Origin of the sequence: Sphingopyxis witflariensis (assembly GCF_002205635.1) — a bacterium.
GTDB classification, from domain to species: domain Bacteria; phylum Pseudomonadota; class Alphaproteobacteria; order Sphingomonadales; family Sphingomonadaceae; genus Sphingopyxis; species Sphingopyxis witflariensis.
In genome coordinates this window covers 41084-64054 of the sequence record NZ_NISJ01000004.1, presented here as the reverse complement: position 1 = coordinate 64054, position 22971 = coordinate 41084, and the positions used below count along the sequence as shown (strand labels likewise).

Below are 22971 nucleotides of genomic sequence, written 5' to 3'. Positions count from 1 at the left end.
GCTTAAAACCATTAGTATACTAAGGGTCAATCAGATTGACGGATCAGCACCGTCGACGATGGACCATTGGGAGGGTGTATATGAAGCTTCTTGACCAGATTCTGCTGTCCGGCGTGGCTTGTGCCGCGATGATGGCAGGCGCCGCGCCAGCGATGGCGCAGAGCGACGCGCCGGCCGATACCGCCGCCAGCGACACGAACGACATCATCGTCACCGCGCGTTTCAAAAATGAATCGCTGCAGGATGTCCCGCAGGCCATTTCTGCCTTCGGCGAAGAGGCGCTGACCAAGATCGCGGCGCGCGACATCACCGACCTTGCCCCCTCGACCCCGAACATCAGCATCCAGCCGGTGGCGACCTTCTCCAACTCCGCCGCGATCTTCATCCGCGGCCTGGGCGCGCAGGGCATCGAATCGACCGAGGAGAGCCCGGTCGGCATCTCGATCGACGGCGTGTTCGTGACGCGCCCGGTGGCGACAATGCTCGACACCTTCGACCTCGACCGGATCGAAGTGCTGCGCGGGCCGCAGGGCACCTCGTTCGGCAAAAATTCGCTCGCCGGCGGCATCGCCGCCTATACCAAAAACCCGGGCCGCGACTGGGGCGTGCAGGCCGAAGTCACCGTCGGCAATTATGGCCGCATGGACGCGCGCGCCGCGGTCAACATGCCGATCATCGAGGATGTGCTGGCAGCGCGGATCGTCGTGAACAAGGAAACCTATGACGGCTTCTTCACCAATCGCCTGAACGGCAAGAAGATTGGCGGACAGGACAGGCTGACGCTGCGCGGCACGGTTGTCTTTACCCCCACCGACAATCTCGACATCAACCTGAAGGCCTTTCTCGTTCGCGACCGGTCGAGCGCGCCGGGCGGCGATTCGGGCCCCGACCGCAACAAGCTGTTGTGGACGGCCTTCGGCTTCGAGGAGCCCGATGACGGTGCCTTCACGATCGGTCGCGATTTTTCTGCCCATCATGATACCGATCAACTGGGCTTTATCGGTAATGTCGGACTCGACCTGGGTTCGGTTGAGCTCAAGTCGGTCACCGGTTATATCGAAACCGACGATTTCAACGACAGCGACTACGACCAGTCGGAGAAATTCTTCTTCCCGACCTTCCGCGTCCAGTCGCACCGCCAGTTCAGTCAGGAATTGCGTCTGCAATCCGATTTTTCGGACCGCGACGATGCGCTGGCGCGCCTCAACCTGGTTTTGGGCGGCTATTATCTGAAGCAGAGCTTTGAACTGGCGCAGGCCTTCCCGACGCTCCCCGTGCTGCTCGCTCCGACGCTGCGTTTTGGCAGCCAGGATTATGTGGAGCAGGACAATACTGCGAAGGCGCTGTTCGGGCAGGCCATCTATGGCATCACCGACCGGCTGAACGTGACCTTCGGCATCCGTCAAAGCTGGGAATCGAAGGATTATTTCCGCGACCCGACCGGAACCCTGTTGTCGCCCGTCTTTTTCACCACGCGTGAAACGGTCAAGTCGTTGGCCGAAATGGAAGTGATCGCCAACACCAACCTCGCGGCGGGCAAAGCATTTAAACTCGGCTATAATCGCGACCGCATGTCGTTCAAGGCCGGGGTCGACTATCGCCTGACCGATGATGTCATGGTCTATGCGGGATATAGCCAGGGTTATAAGGGCGGCGGTTTCGGCGCCCGTTCGGCGACGCCGTCGACCGCCGGACCGACCGCAGACAATACATCGGAGCTGTTCGAGGCCGGTTTCAAGGGCGATTTCTTCGATAATCTGTTGCGTCTCAACCTCACCGGCTTCGTCACCAAGTTCAAGCAGCTGGAATTCGGCGTCTTCTTCCCCAACCCCAATGTCGCATCGGGGCAGGAAACGGCGCAGCTGAACATCGGCGCGGCGACGACCAAGGGGCTGGAACTGGAAGCGACGCTGAAGCCGACGCAGAATTTTCGCCTGTCGGCCAATATTGGCTATCTCGACGCCAAATATACCGACTTCTGCGCCGACATCGACGGCCCATCAGCCTTTCCGACACCGCCGGTGTCCACATGCGGCGACGTCACCGCACTGCCGAATGGCACCTATCTGGTCGACGTCGATCACACCGACCTGAAACTGGTGCGTGCCCCCAAATGGCAGACGCAGGCCTCGGCCGAATATACGGTGCCGCTCGGCAGCGCTGGCAATCTGTCGTTCCGCGCGGCAGCGCTGTATCGCAGCGTCTTCTATTCGTCGGTCGCCAATGAGGCCGGCGGACGCACTGGCGATTTCGTGCTGGTCGATGGTTCGATCGGCTGGGAAAGCGAAGATGCGCGTTTCCGGGCGATGCTCTGGGGCAAGAATCTGACCAACAAAACCTATGTGTCGGCCTTCACCCCGACCGCGCAATTCTTCAACCAGCGCTTCTATGGCGCGCCGCGGACCTTTGGCCTGACGCTCGGCGCCAGCTTCTGATCCGTTGCCGCCGGACTTGACGTCCGGCGCCGGCATGCCTGAACAAAAGCCCCCCTGTCCTGCTGGACAGGGGGGCTTTTTTCCGGCCATCGTAAAGCTGATTGACAGATAAGCTTAAATATCTAAGTATTTTTCCAACGACAAGAATCGCTGATTTTGGGGAGTGTTATGACTGAGGCCACCGTCCTCGCCGGACCCGCCGCACCGTCGCACAGCGGCCTTGCGCTGCGGCGCAATGTTGCGCTGGCCATGCTCTTCCTCGTCGGCACGATCAACTTCGTCGATCGCCAGCTTCTGTCGATCCTCGTCGAACCGATCCGCGCCGACATGCAGTTCAGCGACACCCAGTTCGGGCTGCTCACCGGCCTCGCCTTCGCGCTCTTCTATGCAGCGATGGGCATCCCCATGGCGATGGTCGCCGACCGCTGGAATCGGATCAAGCTGATCGGCATCGCCTGCGTCGTGTGGAGCGGCTTCACCGCCGCCTGCGGCATGGTCTCCAATTTCTGGCAGCTCGCCGCGATGCGCTTTGGCGTCGGCGCAGGCGAGGCCGGCGGCACCGCGCCGTCGCTGTCGGTGCTCGCCGATTATTATCCGCCCGCGCAGCGCCCGCTGGTGATCGGCCTGTTCACGCTCAACGGCCCCTTCGGCGTCTTCGTCGGCGCGGCCTTCGGCGCGTGGGCGGCGGCGCATATCGGCTGGCGCGGCGCCTTCCTGGTGATCGGCGCAGTCGGCATCATTGTTGCGCCGCTGCTCATCTGGCTGGTGCGTGAACCCGCACGAGGCCAGATGGACAAACGGGCGGAAGCCGATGCACCGCTGCCGATCGGACAGACGCTCGCGATGTTCGCGCAGCGCCGCTCGCTGCGCATGGTGATGGTCGGCAGCGGGATGGCGGCGTTCGTCAGCTATGGCATGCTCAACTGGATTCCAGCCTTTCTGATGCGCGTGCAGGGGATGCCGCTATCCGCGATGTCGACCTGGTTCGCGCCCGCCGCCGGCATCACCTTTGGCGTCGGCATTTTGGGCGGCGGCTGGCTGGTCAGCCGCGCGGCGCGCACATCGCCGCGCGCCTATGGCACCATCCCGGCGATCGCCGCCGCAGTACTGGTCCCGACCTTTATCGCCGCGCTGCTCGTCGACAGCTGGCAGCTTTCGCTCGCGCTGATGCTGATCCCGATGGCGGCGTGCATCGTCTATGTCGCCCCGGCGCTGGCTTTGGTCCAGAACCTCACCGCGCCGCGCTCGCGCGCCACCGCGTCAGCGGTGCTGATGCTGATGTTCAACATCGTCGGCCTCGGGCTCGGACCGCTGTTCGTCGGCATGATCAGCGACGCGCTGAAACCTGAATATGGCGACGAAAGCCTGCGCTGGGCCTTGATGGCAATCATTCCCTTCGCGGTTGCCGCCGGCGTCGCGCAATATGCGATGACGCGGCACCTCGACAAAGACTTCGCCGAGTGAGGGATTTCGCCGAATGAGCGAAAGGAGAGGATGATGGACAGCGAAGTCGATATCCGCGCGATGGCGACACGCTTTTTCGACGCGATCGAGGCCGGTGACATCGAGACGATGCGCACCACCTTCACCCCCGATGCCGAGATCTGGCACAACACCGACGAGGCGGTCGGCACCCGCGACCAGACCGCGGCGACGCTGACCGCCATGGTCGCGCGGATCAAGGACCGCCTATATGCCGACCGCCGATTGACGGTCTTTCCCGGCGGCTTCGTCCAGCAGCATGTGCTGACCGGCCGCCGCGTCCACGACGACGGCGAAGTCCGCCTGCCCTGCGCGATTATCTGCAAGGTCGAAGGCGGCAAGATCACCCGCCTCGACGAATATTTCGATTCGGCGCACGTCGCCGAATTCCGCAAATTTGCGAATGTTTGAGGAGTAAACCCATGCCCGTCCTGCGTCAGGTTCCCCGGTCGGAAGTCACCGACGAAACCGTTCTTGCCTATTACAACCGCCTGTTTGGCGAACGCGATCCCGTCGCCGAGCCCGGTACCGCAACCGGCACCCCCGGCGACTGGTGGACGGTATTCGCGCTCGCGCCCGATATCTTCAAACATGCCGTTGACGGCTTTGCCGTCTATCGCCACCCCGCGCGCAAGATCGACCCGGTGCTGCGCGAACTCGGCCAGACCCGCGCCGGCTGGGTCAAGGGCAGCCAGTTTGTTTTCTCGCAGCATTGCAAATCGCTGCGCGGCCTCGGCGTGAGCGACGAGAAGATTGCCGCGATCGCGCATTGGGCGGTCGCCGACTGCTATAATGATCAGGAACGCGCCGTCCTCGCCTATGCCGACTGCCTGAGCCAAGGCGGCGGGCGCGTGCCGCTCGAGATCTTCGAAAAGCTCAAAAGCTTCTGGAACGACGAGCAGATTTTCGAATTCACCTACATTACCTGCCTTTACGACATGCACGCCGTGATCACCCGTGCGCTGCGCATGGAATATGACGCCCGCGAAGATCCGATCGTCGAGGTCGCGGCCCCCGAAGGCTTCAACGCCGCCGACTTCCTGAGCGCCCCGCGGCCGAAGGAATGAGCATAACCGTCAATTTAATTGACGATTATGCTCATGGGTGGTAGATATGAGAATGAGAGGATGGCCATGAAGCTTTATAATAGCGTCGGCCCGAACCCCCGCGTCGTGACGATGTTCATGGCGGAGAAGGGCATCACGCTGCCGCAGGTCGAAATCGACCTGCGCGGCGGCGAGAATCGGCGCGCGCCCTTTAACGAAAACATCAACCCGGCGGGGCAAACCCCGGCGCTCGAACTCGATGACGGATCGGTGTTGACCGAGATTTTGGCGATCTGCGAATATCTCGACGAATTGCACCCCGAACCATCGCTGATCGGCACGACACCCGAAGAACGCGCGAACACGCGCATGTGGACGCGCCGCATCGACCTCAAAATTTGCGAGCCGCTGACCAATGGCTTCCGCTACGCCGAGGGTCTGCCGCTGTTCGCGCCGCGGATGCGCTGCCTGCCCGACGCTGCGCCGGGACTGAAGGCCATCGCGCAGGACGGGCTGCAATGGCTGGACCCGCTGATCGCCGGACGCGACTTTATCGCCGGCGACCGACTGACGCTCGCCGACATATTGCTTTTCGCTTTCCTCGATTTCGGGGCGACCGTTGGTCAGCCGATCGACCCCGCCCTCACCCATATTGCCCGCTGGTACGACCGGATGAAAAGCCGGCCCAGCGCCAACCCCACCAAACCGGAATAGGAGACGGATCATGGCTTCGACAAATAGCGAATTTGAATTTTGCGGCGTCAATCACCTCGCGCTGGTGTGCAAGGATATGGCACGGACGGTTGAATTCTACCGCGACACGCTCGGCATGCCGCTGTTGAAAACGCTCGACCTGCCCGGCGGGCGCGGCCAGCATTTCTTCTTCGACATCGGCAATGGCGACAGCCTCGCCTTTTTCTGGTTCCCGAATGCGCCCGAAGCCGTCCCCGGCATCTCGGCGCCCGAAGCGCTGCCGACGCGCGGCAATTTCATGTCGGCGCACGGGTCGATGAACCATATCGCTATCAACGTCCGCGCCGACAAATTCGACGAATATTACCAGCGGCTGGTCGACAAGGGGGTCGAGGTCACCCCGATCCTCAACCATGACAATTCGGAAACCCAGTCGTCGGCCGAAATGAACGACGACGTCTATGTCCGCTCGGTCTATTTCTTCGACCCCGACGGCGTCTGCCTCGAATTCGCGGCATGGACCAAGGTGTTCGACGAAAGCGACATCGCGCACGACCCGGTCCGCGCCGACGGCACCAAGGCCGAAGGCATGATCACCGGCCGGACGCCCGTTCCCGCCGAATAGCTTTTTCCCCAGGAACACTCCTCGGGCCCGGCGTTCGCGTCGGGCCCTTTTTTTTGCTCGCTGGATAGACTGTCTCGGACATTTCCTCCCTGTCGCGAAGCGATGGGGAGGGGGACCGCCGCGAAGCGGTGGTGGAGGGGCCGCAACGTCAGCGCCAAAGCCCCTCCGTCAGCCGCCTGCGGCGACTGCCACCTCCCCATCGCTTCGCGACAGGGAGGATCTGATCTCAAATGCCCTCTACCCCACCGCGCGATCGCGGCCTTCCCAATAGGGTGCGCGCAGTTCGCGCCGCAGCACCTTGCCCGACGGATTGCGCGGCAATGCGTCGATGAACTCGACGCTCTTCGGCACCTTATAGGCCGCGATCCGCGCCCGCGCCCACGCGATGACCTCGGCGGGATCGGGCCTCTCGCCCGGCGCTGCCACGATCAGCGCCTTCACCGCCTCGCCCCACCGGTCGTCGGGAATCCCGATCACCGCGACATCGGCGACCCCGGGGCAGCCCATGATCGCGCTTTCGACCTCGGCCGGATAGACATTCTCCGCCCCCGACACGATCATGTCCTTGATCCGGTCGTGGACGAAATAATAGCCGTCGGCGTCGCGAAAGCCGACGTCGCCCGTCAGCAGCCAGCCGCCTACTACCGTTTCGGCGGTCGCGGCATCGCGCTGCCAATATTGCTTCATCACGATACCGCCGCGGATCGCGATCTCACCGATCGCGCCGTCGCCCAGCGGCTGGCCCTCGGCATCGAGGATCGCGACATCAACCCCCGGCCACGGCTTGCCGCACGAGGTCAGCTTGCCCGGCAAGTCATGCGCCGACGGCGACAAAAACGTCCCCCCGCCCGCCGATTCGGTCATCCCGTAAAATTGCACGAAACCGCAGCCAAAGGTCGCACGCGCGCGGCGCAGCACATCCTCGGCGATCGGCGACGATCCGTAGGCGATCGTGCGCAACGCCGAATAATCGCGCTCGCCGACACCGGGTTGCTGCAACATCATCTGGATCATCGCGGGGGCAAGAAAGGCGTGCGCGACCTTTTCCTCCTCGATCATGCGGATCGCATCGTCGGCCGCGAAATCCTTGACCAGCACCAGCCGCCCGCCCTGCGCGAGTCCCGAAAAGCTGACGTTGGTGCCCGCGACGTGGAACAGCGGCATGATGATCATCACCGTCTCGTCGACCTCATAACCAAAGCCATTGATCTGGGTCGCCATCTCCATGAAGGCGCGATAGTTGCGGTTGGCAATAACGACCCCCTTGGGGCGCCCCGTCGTGCCGCTGGTATAAAGCTGAAGGACGTCGTCTTCGAGGTCGGGGCTTTGGCCCAGCGGCGTCGCGGCGGCATCGCCGAGCCACGCCCCGAACGCTTCGAACGCCGGATGCTCGCCATAAAGCGCGACCAGCCGCGGCGGTGCGTCCAGATCGGCGACGGCCGCCAGCGCGAGGTCGAAGAAATCTTCGCCGACGAACAATAGCTTGGGTGCCGCATCGCCGAGGATGAAGCCGATTTCGCCCGCCGCCAGCCGATTGTTGATCGGCGCGAGGCAGGCCCGGGCCAGCGCGGTGCCAAAGAATAAAGGATACCAGGCGTCGTGATTCTTGGTGAGCACCGACACCCGATCGCCGGGCACGATGGCCGCCGCGACCATCGCGTTGGCGACGCGGTTCGACTGCGCATCGAGCGCGGAAAAGCTCGTTTCGCGGGCGCCGAACTTCACGGCAATCGCGTCACCGCGCGCGCGCGCCTGCGCCGCCGGAATGTCCGACAACATCCGAATGGCGTCCAGATCGATCATTTCGCTCTCCCAGCTTCGTTTTCAACTTGAATTAGATAGAATACTAAGCAAATGTTTGGCCAGCCCAAAAATCGAGAGGACAAGCCTTGTTTAAGCACCCGATCCTGCCAACGACTATCGTCGGAAGCTATCCCCAACCCGACTGGCTGATCGATCGCGAACGGTTGAAGGCCAGCCTGCCGCCGCGGGTGCGTGCCGAGACGCTGTGGCGCATCCCCGCGCCCTGGCTCGCCGATGCGCAGGAAGCGGCAACGCTGATGGCGATACGCGATCAGGAGGAGCTGGGGATCGACATCGTCGGCGACGGCGAAATGCGCCGCGAAAGCTATTCGAACCGCCTCGCGACCGCGCTTTCGGGGATCGATCCCGACAAGCATGGCAGCGCGGTCGACCGCACCGGCAAATCGAACCCGGTGCCGCTGGTCTCAGGCCCGATCCGCCGCATCGCGCCGATCGAGGCGCAGGACGCCGCCTTCCTGCGCCGCCATTCGACCAAGCCGGTGAAGCTCACCCTGCCCGGCCCGTTCACGATGACCCAGCAGGCCGAGAATGGCTATTATCCCGACGCGAAATCGCTCGCGATGGATTATGCCGACGCGGTCAATGCCGAGGTGAAGGATTTGTTCGCCGCCGGGGTCGATGTCGTCCAGCTCGACGAACCCTATTTGCAGGCGCGGGCCGACGAGGCCGAATATTATGCGATCGAGGCGATCAACCGCGCGCTCGACGGCGTCGACGGCACGACCGCGCTCCACATCTGCTTCGGCTATGCGATGGTGCACCATGGCGCGGGTTCGACCAAGGCGAAGCCCAAGGCCTATGACTTCCTCGCCGAACTCGAAGCATCCGCGATCGACGTGATCTCGATCGAGGCGGCGCAGCCGGGGCTCGACCCCGCGATCCTCGCCGAACTGCCGACCAAGACGATCATGTACGGCGTGCTCGACCTGTCGATCCCCGAAGTCGAAACCCCCGAAGTCGTCGCGGGCCGCATCCGCGAGGCGCTGCGCTATATCGACGCCGAACGCCTGTGGATCGCCCCCGATTGCGGGATGAAATATCACAGCCGCGAACATTCGCAGGCCAAGCTGAAGGCGATGGTCGACGGCGCCGCGATGGTGCGCGCGGAGCTGAAGTAATTCTCCCCTCCCGCCTGCGGGAGGGGTCGGGGGTGGGCCAGCGACGTCGCATCTGCCCACCCCGCTGCGGCTAGCCAGCAAGCTGGCAAGCCTCGCTGCCCCTCCCGCAAGCGGGAGGGGATTAGTTATCGATAAACTCGGTCAGCAGCGCCGCCACCACCTCGGGCGCCTCGACCGTCGGCAAATGCCCCGCACCCGGCACGACCTCGAGCCGCGCGCCGGGGATCGCTTCCAGTATCTCGTCATGATGCGCGCGGCTGGTGATGCCGTCCTGCTCGCCCCAGATCAGCAGGGTCGGCACCGCAATCTCGCCGAGCCGCGGCCGGCTGTCGATCCGCGCCATGATCGCGCGCTGCTGCGCGAGGAAGGTTTCGGCGCCGGTATCGGCCGCCATCTGGCGCGCGATGCCGAGCAGGCGCGCGTCGCTGCGCTTATGCTCGGGGAAGAGGATCGGGATGCGTTCCTCGACCACCTGATCGAACTGGCCGCTTGTCACAAGATCGATATAGCCCTGCCGCCGCGCAGTCTGCGCCGGACCATCGGCCGACGCGAGCGTCGAAATCAGCGCGAGCCTGGCGACGCGTTCGGGGGCGCGGCGCATCACCTCGAAGGCGACAAAGCCACCCAGCGCATGGCCGACGAGGACGAATTTCGGGGGCGCATTGTCGAGCAGGCGCTGTGCGAAACCTTCGATCGTATCGTCGCTGCGGTTATCGGCGACAATCACTTCGCGGTCCGCCCACATATCGAGCAGCGGCTGCCACACCGCGTCGGTCAGAAGCTGGCCGGTGATGAGGACGATGGGAAGCGACATTAGATCACCTGATGTAAGAGCGCCTCGCCCGCGGCGAGACGGCGACAATTTTCATGGGCGACGTTGAGGCTCCGCACGAGCGTTTCGGGCGTGAGCCACGCGATGTGCGGCGCGAGAACGGCATTGGGCTGCGCGAGCAGCGGATGGCCGGCCGGCAGCGGTTCTGCGGCGAACACATCGAGCCCGGCGCCGCGCAAATGCCCCGACGCCAGCGCATCGACCAGCCGCGCCTCGTCAACGAGCTCGCCGCGCGCGGTGTTCACGAGTAGCGCGCCGGGCTTCATCGCGAACGGGTCGATGGTTCCGCGTGTCTCGTCGGTCAGCGGGATGTGCAGCGAGACGATATCGGCCTCGGCAACCAGCCGACCTAGCGGCCAAAATTCATAGGGCGCGTCGCGCGCGCTGCGCGCGGTGTAAACGACCTTCGCGCCCAGCGCCGCGAGGACGGGGGCGAGCAGCTGCGCCGAATGGCCGAAGCCGACGAGGCCGACGGTGCGCCCGGCAATTTCGCCGACGCTATCGAGTTCGGACGGATCGGCGGTCCAGCCTTCTCCGGCGCGGGTGCGCGCGTCGAAGAAGCAGGTCCGGCGCAGCACCGCCATCATCAGCGACAGCGCCATTTCGGCGACCGCCTGGCTGTTCGTGCCGGGCATGTTGCACACCGCGACGCCGTGCGTCTGTGCGGCGTCGAGCGCGATCGTGTTCACTCCGACCCCGAGTTTCTGGATCAGTTTGAGCTTCGGCGCCGAGGCGATGAAGTCGGCGGTCACCGGGGTCAGCACATGGAGCAAAGCGGTGATCTCGCCCGCGACACCATCGAGCGACGCCGCCTCGTCGACATGCGTCACCACGCCGGGGCCGAAAATGGCATCGACTGCGGCGCAGAAACCGGGGCTTGGGCGAGCGTGGAGGACGATCATGCGAGCGTGGCCGCGATCGGTGCGGCAAAGGCCGAGGCCCCGGCATAATCGGCTTCGGCGCCCAGCGATTCTTCGATCCGCAACATCTCGTTCCACTTCGCCATGCGCTCGGACCGCGTGAAGCTGCCGACCTTCAGCTGCCCGGCGTTCCAGCCGGTCGCGAGGTGCGCGATGGTGACATCCTCGCTCTCGCCCGAACGCGCCGAGACGATTGCGCCCCAGCCGCGCGCCACGGCGGCGTCGAGCGCGGCTTTTGCTTCGGTCACCGTGCCGACCTGATTGACCTTGATCAGCGCGGCGTTGCACGCGCCCGCTTCGGCCGCACGTTCGACACGATCGGCATTGGTCACCAGCACATCGTCGCCGATGATCTGGACCCGGTCGCCGATCGCTGCGGTCACCGCCGCCATCGCCGCCCAGTCGTCCTGCCCCGCCGGATCCTCGATCGACAGGATCGGATAGCGCTTCGCCCATTCGACGATCCGCGCCGCCATTTCCTCGCTCGTCAGACGACCGTCGTCGAGCGCCAGGCTGTAGCCCGACGCGTCGCCAAGTTCGTTCGCGGCGATGTCGAGCGAGATATAGACTTCGTCGCCCGCGCGGTGCCCGCTCGCCTCGATCGCGCGGGTCAGCGTATCGAGCGCATCCTCGTTCGAGCTGAAGTTCGGCCACCAGCCACCCTCGTCGGCAACCCCGGTAAGCGGCCCCTTCGCTTCCATCAGCTTGCCCGCGGCGCGATAGACATCGTCGGTGATTTCGAGCGCGCGGCGGAAGCTGCCCGCCTTCGGGCACATGACCATGAAGTCCTGCACATCGGTGCGGCGTCCGGCATGCGCGCCGCCGCCGAAAATCTGGATTTCGGGGAGCGGGATACGCACCTTGGCGCCGTTCGCGAGATAGCGCCACAGCGGCTCGCGCGCATGCGCCGCAGCGGCGTGGAGCACCGCCATCGATACTGCAACGACGGCATTGGCGCCGAGCCGCGCCTTGTTCGGAGTGCCGTCGAGCGCGCACAGCGCGGCATCGACCGCGGCTTGATCGCGCGCGTCCATGCCGGTGAGCGCCGGGGCGATCTCCGCACCGATGCCCGCGACCGCGCCGTTGACGCCGAAGCCGCCATACGCCGTGCCGCCATCGCGCAGGTCGATCGCCTCATGCGCGCCGCGCGATGCGCCGGCGGGGGCGATGGCGCGTCCGACGGCGCCCGATTCGAGGATGACCTCGGCCTCGACCGTCGGGCGCCCGCGCGAATCCCAAAGCTGGCGGCCGGTGACGGAGGCGATACGCGAGGTCATGCAACTATCCTTTTCCAATGGGTGACGAGCGCGTCGATCGGCGACGGCGCGGCAATCAGCGCGCGCGCCTGTTCGCGCACGATGCGCTGATGTTCGGGGTCGGTGAGATAGGGGGCGGGCGACTTGCCCTCGACGCGCGCGAGCAGCAGCGCGGCGGTGAGCTGGCCCGCGCGGAGCAACAGGTCGGCGGGGTCTTCCCAATCGATTCCGGCGCGATAGGCGGCAACGAGCGCAGTCGCGGCCTCGGTCAGGCGCGCGTCGTCCAGCCACACCGCCTTGAGCAGCAGATGCGTGGTACAGAAAGCGAGGTCGAACGCCGGATCGCCATAAACCGCGCATTCGGCGTCGAGAATGACCGGGCCTTCGGCGCTGACGAGAATATTCTTGGGGCTGACATCGCCATGGACGAGCGCGATCTTGCGCCCCGCGAGATCGCCCGCCAGCGCGCGCAGGTGCGGTGCAAGTTCGGCGTCATTCTCGGCGACATAAAGCAGAAAGGGATCGATGCGTAGCGCGCGGAACATGTCGTCGTTGGGAAAGGCGTCGCGGTCGGCGTCGTTGTGCGCCGTCGCCGCGTGGACCGCGGCGATCCCGCTCCCCACCGCGGCGGCGAAACCGGCATCGACGCGCCCCGCGACCAGCTCGTCCTTCCACACCGGACAACCGGGCAGGAAGCGCATCGCAAAGGCGTGGCCGGTCGGCAGCTCGGCGAGCACTTCGGGCGCGAGCCGTGCGTCGACCCCGCGTGCGCGGCGGAGCCAGCGCACTTCGCTTGTCCCACGCTCGACCGGGGCGAGCCATTCGGCCGCGACGCGCAATTGCGCCAGCGGCCGCTTGACGACGATCGGTCCCGTTGGCGTCTCGACCTTCCACACGTCGCACGACACGCCGCCGGTCAGCGGCTCGAGGACGACATCGCCCTCACCGATCAGGCCGGCGCCGCGCAATTCTGCGATGATATCGGCGTCGGCCTGCTCCATTTACAGCTTCTCCCGGATCCAGCTGCCGACGAGATCGGCGGCGGTCTGACGCTCTTCGATCGAATCCTCGAAATAATGCGCGCCAGGGATCAGTTCGAGCTTTTTGTCCTGGGTACCCAGGAAGTCGAAGATCTTGCGCGCATCGCTGGGGAAGACGCCGGTGTCGGCGGTGCCCTGAACGACCAGCGCCGGGGTGTTCTGCTTGGCGAGGTGCGGCGCGCCCTGACACGGCGAGGTTTCGAGACTCCACATGTTGAGCCAGGTCTTGATCGTGTTCGCGCGGCCGATGCTGGGCGTGCGGTTGGCGATCGCGGGGTCGCCGCGATAGCACCAGTTGGGCTTGCGGTCCGACGGATCGATCGACGGATCGACGCAGCGAATATCGCCCCAGCAACGGAACATCGGGAAGATGCGGTCGGGGATGCCCGCGTCGTTGAGGCGCACGAGTTCGGCCTTTGCCCAATCGGTGATGCGCTGGTTGCGCGCGCGCTGCGCGGCGCGATATTTCTCGATGAAGGCAGCCGAATAGGGCGGGCCATTGTCGGGGTTGAACGGGTCGAGTTCGGGGTCGGTCAGGGTGGGATCATTCTCGTCGATCACCGACGGGTCCATCCAGTCGGTCAGCACTTCGGGGCGACCCTGATGCGCGTTGAACGAGATATAGAGGTCGCCCTTGATCAGCTGCGCCAGCGCGTCCTGACCCACCGACGGCAGCCGGTCGGTCAGCGTTGGCGCGATCGCTTCGGCCTGATAGGCGCCCATCAGCGACCCGCCGCCCGAATTGCCGAGGATGACAATCTGTTCGACCCCGGCCACTTCCTTGAGCCACTTCATCCCGACGCCGATGTCGAGCACCGCATGTTCGAGCAGGAACTGATCCTCGACCCCGCGATAGCGGGTGTTCCAGCCGAGGAAACCAAAGCCCTGCCGCGCAAAATAAGGTGCGATATAATGTTCGGAGAAATCGACATTATAATGGGTCGCGATGATCGCAACCTTGGGCCGCGTGCCCGATTTCGTCCAGTAAATGCCCTGGCACGGATGCCCGCCCGCCTGAATGCGCGGCGCGGTCGGCGACACCAGTCCGACAAATTGCGCGTCCAGTCCTTCGTTCCCGTTGGGGTCCATCATCGTCTCTCCTGATTATCGATTGTCAAATTGTGCGATTGCGGGGCGCGGCGGCTCCGAAAGAGATTCGCGCAGAGGCGCAGAGATCGCAGAGAAAGAGAGAATAGGAGCGGCGAAGCCGCCAATCTCTTGCCTGCTCCACACCTCCGCGCCTCCGCATAAACCCGAATCTCTGCGATCTCTGCGCCTCTGCGCGAATCCTATTTACGCTTCGCGTGCGGGAGCGATGCTCGAAACCCAGCCCTGTCATCCGCGAGAAACCTCGAACGGCAGCGCATAGCCATCGAGCCCGGCGCGGATCGCGCGCTTGTCGATCTTGCCCGTCGGTCCCAGCGGGATTTCGTCGACGAAGAGCACATCGTCGGGCATCCACCATTTGGCTATCTTGCCGTCGAGATAGGCGATCAAGTCACTCGCGACAGCACTCGCGCCGGGCTTGAGCTGGCACAGCAGGATCGGGCGCTCGTCCCATTTGGGGTGCGCGACGCCGACAACCGCAGCGACCGCGACGGGGCTATAACCCAGTGCGATATTTTCAATCTCGATCGAGCTGATCCACTCGCCACCCGATTTGATCACGTCCTTGGCGCGATCGGTGATCTGCATATAGCCCTGCGCGTCGATCGTGCTGACGTCGCCGGTGTCGAAAAAGCCCTCGGCATCGAGGACATCGCCGCCGTCGCCGCCATAATAGGCGCCCGCGATCGTCGGCCCCTTGATCATCAGCCGCCCCGGGGTCTTGCCATCGTTGGGCAGGCGCGCGCCGTCGTCGTCGACCAGCTTCATCTCGAGCCCGCAGAGCAGCCGGCCTTGCTTGAGCTTATACGCCATTTGCTCGGCGTCGGGCATCGCGGCGACCGCCGCATTGGGTACCGCGACTGTGCCGAGCGGCGAGGTTTCGGTCATCCCCCAGCCTTGGATGACATCGACGCCATAATCGTCGCGGAAGGTACGGACGATCGATTCGGGGCACGCCGCGCCGCCAATCGTCACCCGCTCCAGCGTCGTGAAGCGTTTGCCATTGTCCTGCATATATTGGAGCAGCATCTGCCATACCGTCGGAACTGCGGCCGAGTATGTGACGCCCTCTTCCTCGATCAGATTATAGATGGATTCGCCGTCCATCCGCTGCCCGGGCAGTACCAGTTTCGCGCCAACTGCGGGCGCCGAATAGACGACCCCCCACGCATTGGCGTGATACATCGGCACGACAAGCAGCACGGTATCGCGCGCCGACAGCCCCAGTGCGTCGCGCTGGAGCGTCATTAACGCATGGATGTAATTCGACCGGTGCGAATAAAGCACGCCCTTGGGATTGCCTGTCGTACCGCTCGTATAGCAAAGCCCGCAGGCGCTATTCTCGTCGAACCCGCCCCAGACATATTCGGCGGGCTGACCCGCGATCCAGTCGTCGAATGCGGTCGCGGCAAAGCTGGTTTCAGGCAGCGCGGCGCGGTCGCAAAAGAAGATCACCTTTTCGATCGACGGCACCTGCGGCAGCAATTGTTCGACCAGTTCGGCGGTCGCCGGGTCGGCGATCAGCAGCCGGTCGCCGGCATGATTCGCGATATAGGCGATCTGCTCAAGGAACAGCCGCGGGTTGAGCGTGTGGAGCACTGCTCCCATCCCCGCTGCGCCATACCAGGCGGCGAGATGGCGGCCGCTGTTCCAGCCCATCGTCGCGACGCGGTCGCCCGGCGCAATGCCTTCGGCGGCGAGCGCGTTCGACACGCGCTTCGCATCGGCATGAATATCGGCATAGGTCGACCGGGTAACGCGCCCCTCGGCATCGCGCGACACGACCTCGCGCGCACCGTGCCAGCTCGCCGCATGGTCGATGATCCGGTCGACCGTCAGCGGCACATTCTGCATCAACCCGTCCATGCGCCCCGTCTCTCCCTTGGATGCTCGATCATGAAAGATAGTATACTAAGCATTTTGCCTTTGCAACGCCGCTTTGCTTGCCTCGACCCGGCGCTTCTTCTAGCGTGATACCGTTGGCGCTTCGCCGGCCAACAGGGAAACACCACAGCCGCCTATGCGCACCAACCAGCTGATCATCGCCCTTTTTCAGCGCTTCTGCTGGCTCGACGAAGGACTGCAATCGCGGCTCCACGACCATGGCTGGCCTGACGTCAGCCGGCCGCAGTCGATGGTGATGACGAATGTCGTCAGCGGCATCGTGCGCCCGTCGGATATCGCCCGCAACATCGGCGTTTCACGGCAGGCAATCCACAGCACGATCGGCCAGATGGTGACGCTGGGAATCGTTCAGCTCGAACCCGATCCAGCGGACCGCCGCCACATGATCGTGTCGCTGACCGACCTCGGCGCGCGGATGCGCCAGGATGCACAGCGCGCGATGGACGCGATGACGACCCAGATCGCAGCGCGACTGGGTCAACCGCAGTTCGATGCGCTGCTCGCCGCGCTCGACGCCGATTGGGGTGACAATATCGAACTCGTCGCCTCGGCGCCACGGCGGCGCAGCGCCTAGGCCGCGAGCGCCTTCGCAACCGCGATCAGACGCCCCGTGGTCATGTCGACCAGCGACGCGGGCAACGCATCCTTGAGCGCCCCCTGTTCGTCGAACGCAGCATAGGCGGCGGGGATGGCAACCTGTTCGGGGATCACCAGCATCTGGATCGTCGACAATATCTGGCGCAAATGCGTGAGTCCGCGCAGCCCGCCGAACGGGCTGAGCGACGCCGACATGACCGCCGCCGCCTTGCCGCGATAGGCGGTCAGCGCGACCAGCCCTTCATCGCCGGTGGGGCGTGAGGCCCAGTCGATGGCATTTTTGAGCAGCGGGGGTAGCGAGCCATTATATTCGGGCGACACGAACAACAGCCCGGCCTGCCCGGCGAAAAGAGTCTTCAGCCGCAGCGCATCGGGCGGAAAGGCACCCGCCTCGAGCGCAGCCGAATAGAGCGGCAGGTCGAAGGTCGAAAGATCGACCCGGGTGACATCGGCCCCCTGCGCGGCAAGGCTCGCGGCGGCAAGCTCACCCAGCATTTTGTTGAACGAACCGTCGCGCGTACTGCCGACGATGACTGCGATTTTGGTCATTTTCCCTCCCGAACAAAATAATTAGCATGCTAACCTATTTTTCGTCCGGTCCGCAATCCTTTCCACCCGCGCTGCACCCTGAAATCAGGCTTTGATATCCGACAGCACCGACAGCTTGCGGGTTTCATCCGACAGATTGTCGATCACGCGGCGCAGCAGCGACTGCAATTGCTCGACCTCGGCATCGGTCATGCCCTGGGTCGCAATCTCGTGAACCTCGGCATTCATCGGTGCGAGCACAAGCTCCAGCTTTTTGGCGTGCGGGGTCAGATAGATGAAGGTCTTGCGACGGTCGGCATCGGTCTTTGTCCGCGTGATCAGCCCGGCCTTTTCCAGCCCTTTCAGCGCGACGACGGTCGTCGGTTCGCGCATCCCGACCCGCTCGCTCAATTCGCGCTGGGTAATGCCGTCCTCGCGCCACAACTGCCGCAGAAAACGCCACTGACCCGCCGACACATCCTGCGTCAACGTCCCGCGTTCGAGCAGCCGCGAAAAAGACCGAAAAACGATGCGCGAAAGATAGCCGATACTGTTTTCCAGATCGGTGTAATATTCGGCGGGATGCCGATAGGCTTTGTTTTTCTTGGCCAACATATTTCCCCTTCGGCCGTTCCCGTCCACAAACTTGGTCGTTGCCTATCGAACCTTAGGCCGCGAAGATTTGGGCGGCAATATGCTTCGATACGCGCGGCGATCGACCGCCGGCAACCGCCCATCGCGCCAATTTCGTTGCACAACGCCGCGAATGGCTTATGCTTAGAATACTAAGTTATTGAGGCAATGCTATGGAAAAATTCACCCGGCTGTCGGCCGTTGCGGCACCGCTGCCGCTGACCAATGTCGACACCGACATGATTATCCCCGCGCGCTTCATGAAGGCGCTGACCCGCGACGGACTGGGCAGCCATCTGTTTCAGGAGATGCGCTTTGCCGCCGATGGCAGCGAACAGAGCGACTTCATCCTCAATCGCGGTCCCTGCCGGCACGCGCAGATATTGGTCGCCGATCGCAATTTCGGCTGCGGCTCGTCGCGCGAACATGCGGTGTGGGCGCTCATCGGCTTTGGCATTCGCTGCGTCATCGCGCCAAGCTTCGGCGATATTTTCTCGAACAATGCACGCAAGAATGGCCTGCTGCTGATCCGCCTGCCCGACGAGGCCTGCGCATGGCTGCGCGAACAAAGCAGGCTTTCACAATATGCGCCGGTTACGGTCGATCTGGAGGAGCAGCAGATCCTGCTCGCGTCGGGCGAAACGATCCTGTTCGACGTCGACGCCGCCGATCGCCGCATCCTGATCGAGGGACTCGACGATATCGACCGGACGCTGCGCCACGCCGACGCGATCACACGCTTCGAAGACGCCGCCTAGTCGAGCATCCGGGGGTCGGCGATATACCCCGCAACAGCGCTCGCGGCCGCCAGCGCGGGGCTCATCAGATGCGTCCGGCCGCCGCGCCCCTGCCGATTTTCAAAGTTCCGGTTCGACGTCGCGGCGCAGCGCTCGCCCGGCTGCAACCTGTCGGAGTTCATCCCCACGCACATCGAGCATCCCGGTTCGCGCCAGTCGAACCCGGCGTCGCGCAGGATCACATCGACTCCCTCGGCCTCGGCCTGCCGTTTCACCAGCCCTGACCCCGGCACGACCATCGCGCGGATATGCGGCGCCACGCGGCGGCCGCGCACAATATCGGCGACGACGCGCAGATCCTCGATCCGGCTGTTGGTGCAGCTGCCGATGAACACCCGGTCGAGCCGCTGTCCGGCAATCGCCGCACCGGGCATCAAATCCATATAGGCAAGCGCACGCTCGGCGGTGGCCCGGTCATCGCCGTCGGCCATCGCGGCGGGGTCGGGGATGCACTCGCCGATACCGATCACCTGTGACGGATTGGTGCCCCAACTGACCATCGGCCCAACGTCGGCCGCATCGATCTGCACCTCCCGGTCGAAAAGCGCGCCAGCATCGGTCGCCAGCACACGCCAGCGCATAACGGCCGCGTCCCAATCACCCCCCGCCGGTGCCGCCGGACGGCCTTTCAGATAGGCAAAGCTGATGTCGTCGGGCGCGACCAGCCCCGCGCGCGCGCCCATTTCGATGCTGAGATTGCACAAGGTCATGCGCGCCTCCATCGACAGCGCACGGATCGCCGCGCCCGCATATTCGATGACATGCCCCGTCGCCCCGTCGACGCCCAGGGTGCGCAGCAGATGCAGCGCCAGATCCTTGGCATGGACATGCGGCGCCAGTTCGCCGTCGACCAGCACCCGCATGTTGCGCGAACGGCGCTGGCGAATCGTCTGGGTCGCCAGCACATGTTCGACCTCCGACGTGCCGATGCCGAACGCCAGCGCGCCAAAGGCACCGTGGGTCGAGGTGTGGCTGTCGCCGCAGACGATCGTCATCCCCGGCTGCGAGCGCCCCTGTTCGGGTCCGACGACATGGACGATGCCGCCGCGCGGGTCACCCATCGGAAAATTCTCGATCCCGAAACGCGCCGTATTGGCGGCGAGCATCTCGATCTGCGCGCGCGCCTGCTCGTCGGCGACCCCCGACGGCCCGGCGGCCTGCCCCTCGGTCGGTACATTATGATCGCACAGCGCGAGCGCCCGCGCCGGACGCCGCACCGGGCGCCCCGCCGCTGCAAGCGCGGCGAAAGCCTGCGGCGATGTCACCTCGTGCAACAGGTGCAGGTCGATATAGAGCAAGGTCTCGCCATCATCCTCGGCGACGGCGTGGGCATCCCATATCTTGTCGTATAATGTGCGCGGCGACGACGCTTTCATCCGCCGGACGCCCATCGCAGATCAACCTTCCTTCGCACGCGACACGCTCCCCCGGCCTTGACTCGCCCCTCGCCCGACGGCGGCGACATAATACTTAGATATCTAACCTATAAGCCAATGCACCCCACTCCAGCAAGCGGTTTTCAGGGGTTTTCGGTTATGCGAACATCATAATGCTTAGCACTTGAAGTATTTTTCCTCTCTGCTACATCGGGCTTGGAACGAAGGATAGCGACCAAGCTGGCGGCACGCGATGAGGATGCAAAGACATTCTGTGCCGACAGAAATATCGGCCCCGGCCAACAACCGCTCCCGTTCTTGTGAAATGAAGAGGCCGGATGTGAAGGCACATTCCGCCGCGGCAACGCGTGCGGGCGACGAAAGCACACGGCCGCCAAAGTGGGAGGATTTATGAAGACCGGTTTTCTGTTCATTTCGACAGCGGTTGCGGCGCTCGCCGCCATGCCCGTTCAGGCGCAAACCAGCGACGCTCAAACCGATCAGGCGACATCGGGTGACACGGCATCCAACGCCGACAACAGCTATGGCGAGATTCTCGTGACCGCCCAGCGCCGGTCCGAAAGCGTCCAGAATGTCCCCATCGCGATTTCGGCGTTCAACGCCGAAATGGTCGAAGGCAGCGGCAGCACCAACATCACCAGCCTCAACGGCCTCGCGCCGAACGTCGTCCTCCAGACGCAGGGCCTCGTCGCCAACGTGCCGATGATCTCGATCCGCGGCATGAGCACGGCGGATCCCGATCCCAATGCCGACCCCAAGGTCAGCACGATCATCGACGGCGTCTATATCCCCTTCGTCTCCAGCACGATGCTCGACCTGTTCGACGTCGAGCGCGTCGAAGTATTGAAGGGTCCGCAGGGCGTGCTGTTCGGCAAGAATAATCTCGCCGGCACGCTCAACGTCATCACCGCGCGCCCGACCGACGATTTCGGCGCCGAGGCGCGTCTGACCATCGGCTCGTTCGGGCTCAAGCAGTTTCGCGGCAAGGTCAACACCGGCAATTTCGCCGACGGCGCGCTGTCGGCGAAGGTCGCGGTCAATTTCCGCGACTATGACGGCTACAGCCGCAACGTCATCACGGGCAATCGCCTGAACGGCAGCAACGTCAAATCGGTGCGCGGCGCGCTCGCCTATGATGCCGGCGGTGCGTTCGACACGACGATCGTCGCCGACTGGCTGAAGCAGAAGACGACCGGCCCCGCGCCGCACGTCCTCGACAATGGCGACCCAAACTGGGACCTGCTGCCCAATGAAGTGAAGACCGATGTCCGCAAATCGGCGGTGCTGTTCGATCCGATCGCCAACACCGAAACCTATGGCGGGTCGTGGACCTCGAACCTCGACGTCGGTTACGGCACGATCACCTCGGTGCTCGGCTATCGCCACCTCACCTATCTGACGCGCGGCGACTTTGACGGGCTGATCACCCCGGCGCCGCAGCTCGACGTGACCCGCGACTTCAAGGGCGAATCGAAGAGCGGCGAGTTGCGCTATGTCTCGCCGACGGGCGAGCCGGTCGATTTCGTCGTCGGCCTTTACTATCAGACCGACAAATGGCGCCAGTTCAACACGGTGCTCGCAACGCCGACCACGACGACGCTGGCACAGCTCCACCAGGACACCGAAAGCTATGCGATGTTCGCGCTGGTCAACGCGCATCCGGCCGAGGGGCTGACGCTGTCGCTCGGCGGCCGCTACAGCCACGACCGCAAGAAATATGACATCGCGACACAGGTGCGGGTGAACGGCAACCAGACTTCGTCGTTCGCGAGCAGCCTGGAGGCGTCATGGGCCGAATTCACCCCGCGCCTGACCGCCGAATATCGCTTCTCGCCCGCCGTGATGCTCTACGCCAATTATTCGCAGGGCTATAAGGCCGGCGGCTATAATTCGCGCGGCACCATCCCCGAAAATGTCGGTCCCTATAACCCCGAGCGCGTCAATGCGTTCGAGGTCGGCGCCAAGACCGACCTGTTCGACCGCCTGCTGCGCGTCAACGTCGCGGGCTTCGTGAACAACTACCGCGACCTGCAAAGCTCGGTGACCAAGATGGGCGCCGTCCGCGCCGAAAATATCACGACCAATGTCGCGGCGGCCAAAATCTATGGCTTTGAAGTCGAAAGCCTGCTGCGTCCGATGGACGGGCTGACCATCGGCGCCAATGTCGCCTATCTCCACGCGCGCTACACCGACTTCTGCGCCGACACGAACGGCGTCTTCACCAACGGCGCGCCCGAAGTCGGCCAGTGCGGCCCCGCCACCCCGATCCTGATCAACGGCGTGCCCAACGGCACCTTCGCGGTCCCGACCGATTCGTCGGGCCTCGATCTGGCCAATGCGCCGAAGTGGAGCGGCAGCCTGTCGGTCGACTATGCGATCCCGACCGGTTTCGGCGAGATCAAGCTGCACAGCGACGCGCGCTATTCGGCGCGCTTCAACACCTGGGGCCGCAGCAATCTTCCCGGCTATTATCGCGACGAAGTCGTGCTGCTCAACGCAAGCATCGCGGTCGCGGGTCAGGACGACAAGTGGAAGGTCACCCTCTATGGTTCGAACCTCACCGATCAGGAGGTGATTTCGGGCGCGACCAACGCCGGCGCGACCCCGATCTCGCAATTTTACCAGCCGCCGCGCGAATTCGGCGTCGACTTTGCGGTGAAATTCTGACGATCAAAGCCCCGCGGCGGCGTCATGCGCCGCTGCGGGGCGATCGCGTCAAAGGATATTGGGAGAATA

The 22971-nt window shown here is 64.1% G+C and carries 20 protein-coding genes; 10 read left to right on the top strand and 10 right to left on the bottom strand.

Features of this window, described 5'->3' with window-relative positions:
* The first annotated feature begins 80 nt into the window (after positions 1-80).
* The 6 genes from CDQ91_RS08975 to CDQ91_RS08950 all read left to right on the top strand — a co-directional run bounded on the left by CDQ91_RS08975 (position 81) and on the right by CDQ91_RS08950 (position 6281).
* Positions 81-2435 (top strand): TonB-dependent receptor, encoded by a 2355-nt coding sequence (locus tag CDQ91_RS08975; RefSeq protein WP_088472386.1) that lies wholly within the window; start codon positions 81-83, stop codon positions 2433-2435.
* 168 nt (positions 2436-2603) lie between these two features.
* Entirely contained in the window at positions 2604-3899 is a 1296-nt protein-coding gene (locus CDQ91_RS08970; protein WP_088472385.1) for a spinster family MFS transporter, read from the top strand.
* Positions 3900-3929: 30 nt separating this feature from the next.
* Positions 3930-4328, top strand: coding sequence for a nuclear transport factor 2 family protein (locus tag CDQ91_RS08965; protein ID WP_088472384.1), 399 nt, complete (start codon positions 3930-3932; stop codon positions 4326-4328).
* Positions 4329-4339: 11 nt separating this feature from the next.
* Complete coding sequence (locus CDQ91_RS08960) at positions 4340-4984, top strand: carboxymuconolactone decarboxylase family protein (protein ID WP_088472383.1); 645 nt, start codon at positions 4340-4342, stop codon at positions 4982-4984.
* Between the two features lie 66 nt (positions 4985-5050).
* Positions 5051-5677: a glutathione S-transferase family protein gene (locus CDQ91_RS08955; RefSeq protein ID WP_088472654.1), complete on the top strand. Its 627-nt coding sequence runs from the start codon at positions 5051-5053 to the stop codon at positions 5675-5677.
* A gap of 10 nt (positions 5678-5687) precedes the next feature.
* Positions 5688-6281 (top strand): VOC family protein, encoded by a 594-nt coding sequence (locus CDQ91_RS08950; protein ID WP_088472382.1) that lies wholly within the window; start codon positions 5688-5690, stop codon positions 6279-6281.
* Positions 6282-6518: 237 nt separating this feature from the next.
* Here the strand turns inward: CDQ91_RS08950 and CDQ91_RS08945 are convergent, their stop codons facing one another.
* Positions 6519-8084, bottom strand: a complete 1566-nt coding sequence (locus CDQ91_RS08945) for a long-chain-fatty-acid--CoA ligase (protein ID WP_088472381.1) — start codon at positions 8082-8084, stop codon at positions 6519-6521.
* Between the two features lie 86 nt (positions 8085-8170).
* Here CDQ91_RS08945 and CDQ91_RS08940 point away from each other — a divergent pair, with 86 nt between their 5' ends.
* Entirely contained in the window at positions 8171-9223 is a 1053-nt protein-coding gene (locus CDQ91_RS08940) for a cobalamin-independent methionine synthase II family protein (RefSeq protein ID WP_088472380.1), read from the top strand.
* 121 nt (positions 9224-9344) lie between these two features.
* Here the strand turns inward: CDQ91_RS08940 and CDQ91_RS08935 are convergent, their stop codons facing one another.
* From CDQ91_RS08935 to CDQ91_RS08910, 6 genes are all read right to left on the bottom strand, one after another.
* Positions 9345-10037 carry an alpha/beta fold hydrolase gene (locus CDQ91_RS08935; RefSeq protein ID WP_088472379.1) on the bottom strand — a complete coding sequence of 231 codons (693 nt, stop codon included), beginning with the start codon at positions 10035-10037 and terminating at the stop codon, positions 9345-9347.
* On the bottom strand, positions 10037-10957 hold the full coding sequence (locus CDQ91_RS08930; RefSeq protein ID WP_088472378.1) for an NAD(P)-dependent oxidoreductase: 921 nt from the start codon (positions 10955-10957) through the stop codon (positions 10037-10039). The genes CDQ91_RS08935 and CDQ91_RS08930 overlap by 1 nt, the downstream gene beginning before the upstream one ends.
* Positions 10954-12252: a phosphopyruvate hydratase gene (gene eno, locus CDQ91_RS08925; RefSeq protein WP_088472377.1), complete on the bottom strand. Its 1299-nt coding sequence runs from the start codon at positions 12250-12252 to the stop codon at positions 10954-10956. Before eno ends, CDQ91_RS08930 begins: the two co-directional genes overlap by 4 nt.
* Positions 12249-13232 carry a phosphotransferase family protein gene (locus CDQ91_RS08920; RefSeq protein ID WP_088472376.1) on the bottom strand — a complete coding sequence of 328 codons (984 nt, stop codon included), beginning with the start codon at positions 13230-13232 and terminating at the stop codon, positions 12249-12251. The genes eno and CDQ91_RS08920 overlap by 4 nt, the downstream gene beginning before the upstream one ends.
* Positions 13233-14363 carry a lysophospholipase gene (locus CDQ91_RS08915; RefSeq protein WP_237245902.1) on the bottom strand — a complete coding sequence of 377 codons (1131 nt, stop codon included), beginning with the start codon at positions 14361-14363 and terminating at the stop codon, positions 13233-13235.
* Between the two features lie 243 nt (positions 14364-14606).
* A complete protein-coding gene (locus CDQ91_RS08910) occupies positions 14607-16244 on the bottom strand; it encodes a long-chain-fatty-acid--CoA ligase (protein ID WP_088472375.1) in 1638 nt (545 codons plus the stop codon).
* A gap of 154 nt (positions 16245-16398) precedes the next feature.
* On the opposite strand from CDQ91_RS08910, the gene CDQ91_RS08905 reads away from it, so the two are divergent.
* On the top strand, positions 16399-16857 hold the full coding sequence (locus CDQ91_RS08905) for a MarR family winged helix-turn-helix transcriptional regulator (protein ID WP_088472374.1): 459 nt from the start codon (positions 16399-16401) through the stop codon (positions 16855-16857).
* On the opposite strand, the gene CDQ91_RS08900 is transcribed toward CDQ91_RS08905, so the two are convergent.
* Both CDQ91_RS08900 and CDQ91_RS08895 read right to left on the bottom strand, forming a co-directional pair.
* Positions 16854-17429, bottom strand: coding sequence for an NADPH-dependent FMN reductase (locus CDQ91_RS08900; protein WP_088472373.1), 576 nt, complete (start codon positions 17427-17429; stop codon positions 16854-16856). The two genes, CDQ91_RS08905 and CDQ91_RS08900, sit on opposite strands and share 4 nt — an antisense overlap.
* Before the next feature lie 84 nt (positions 17430-17513).
* The gene (locus CDQ91_RS08895) at positions 17514-18023 is read right to left on the bottom strand and encodes a MarR family winged helix-turn-helix transcriptional regulator (RefSeq protein ID WP_237245901.1); all 510 of its coding nucleotides are present in this window, start codon (positions 18021-18023) and stop codon (positions 17514-17516) included.
* A 191-nt stretch (positions 18024-18214) separates the two neighbouring features.
* Here CDQ91_RS08895 and leuD point away from each other — a divergent pair, with 191 nt between their 5' ends.
* Complete coding sequence (gene leuD / locus CDQ91_RS08890) at positions 18215-18799, top strand: 3-isopropylmalate dehydratase small subunit (protein ID WP_088472372.1); 585 nt, start codon at positions 18215-18217, stop codon at positions 18797-18799.
* On the opposite strand, the gene leuC is transcribed toward leuD, so the two are convergent.
* Positions 18796-20214 carry a 3-isopropylmalate dehydratase large subunit gene (gene leuC / locus CDQ91_RS08885; RefSeq protein ID WP_088472651.1) on the bottom strand — a complete coding sequence of 473 codons (1419 nt, stop codon included), beginning with the start codon at positions 20212-20214 and terminating at the stop codon, positions 18796-18798. The two genes, leuD and leuC, sit on opposite strands and share 4 nt — an antisense overlap.
* Positions 20215-20625: 411 nt before the next feature.
* Between leuC and CDQ91_RS08880 the strand changes: the two genes are divergently transcribed.
* Complete coding sequence (locus CDQ91_RS08880) at positions 20626-22902, top strand: TonB-dependent receptor (protein WP_088472371.1); 2277 nt, start codon at positions 20626-20628, stop codon at positions 22900-22902.
* Positions 22903-22971 lie beyond the last annotated feature (69 nt).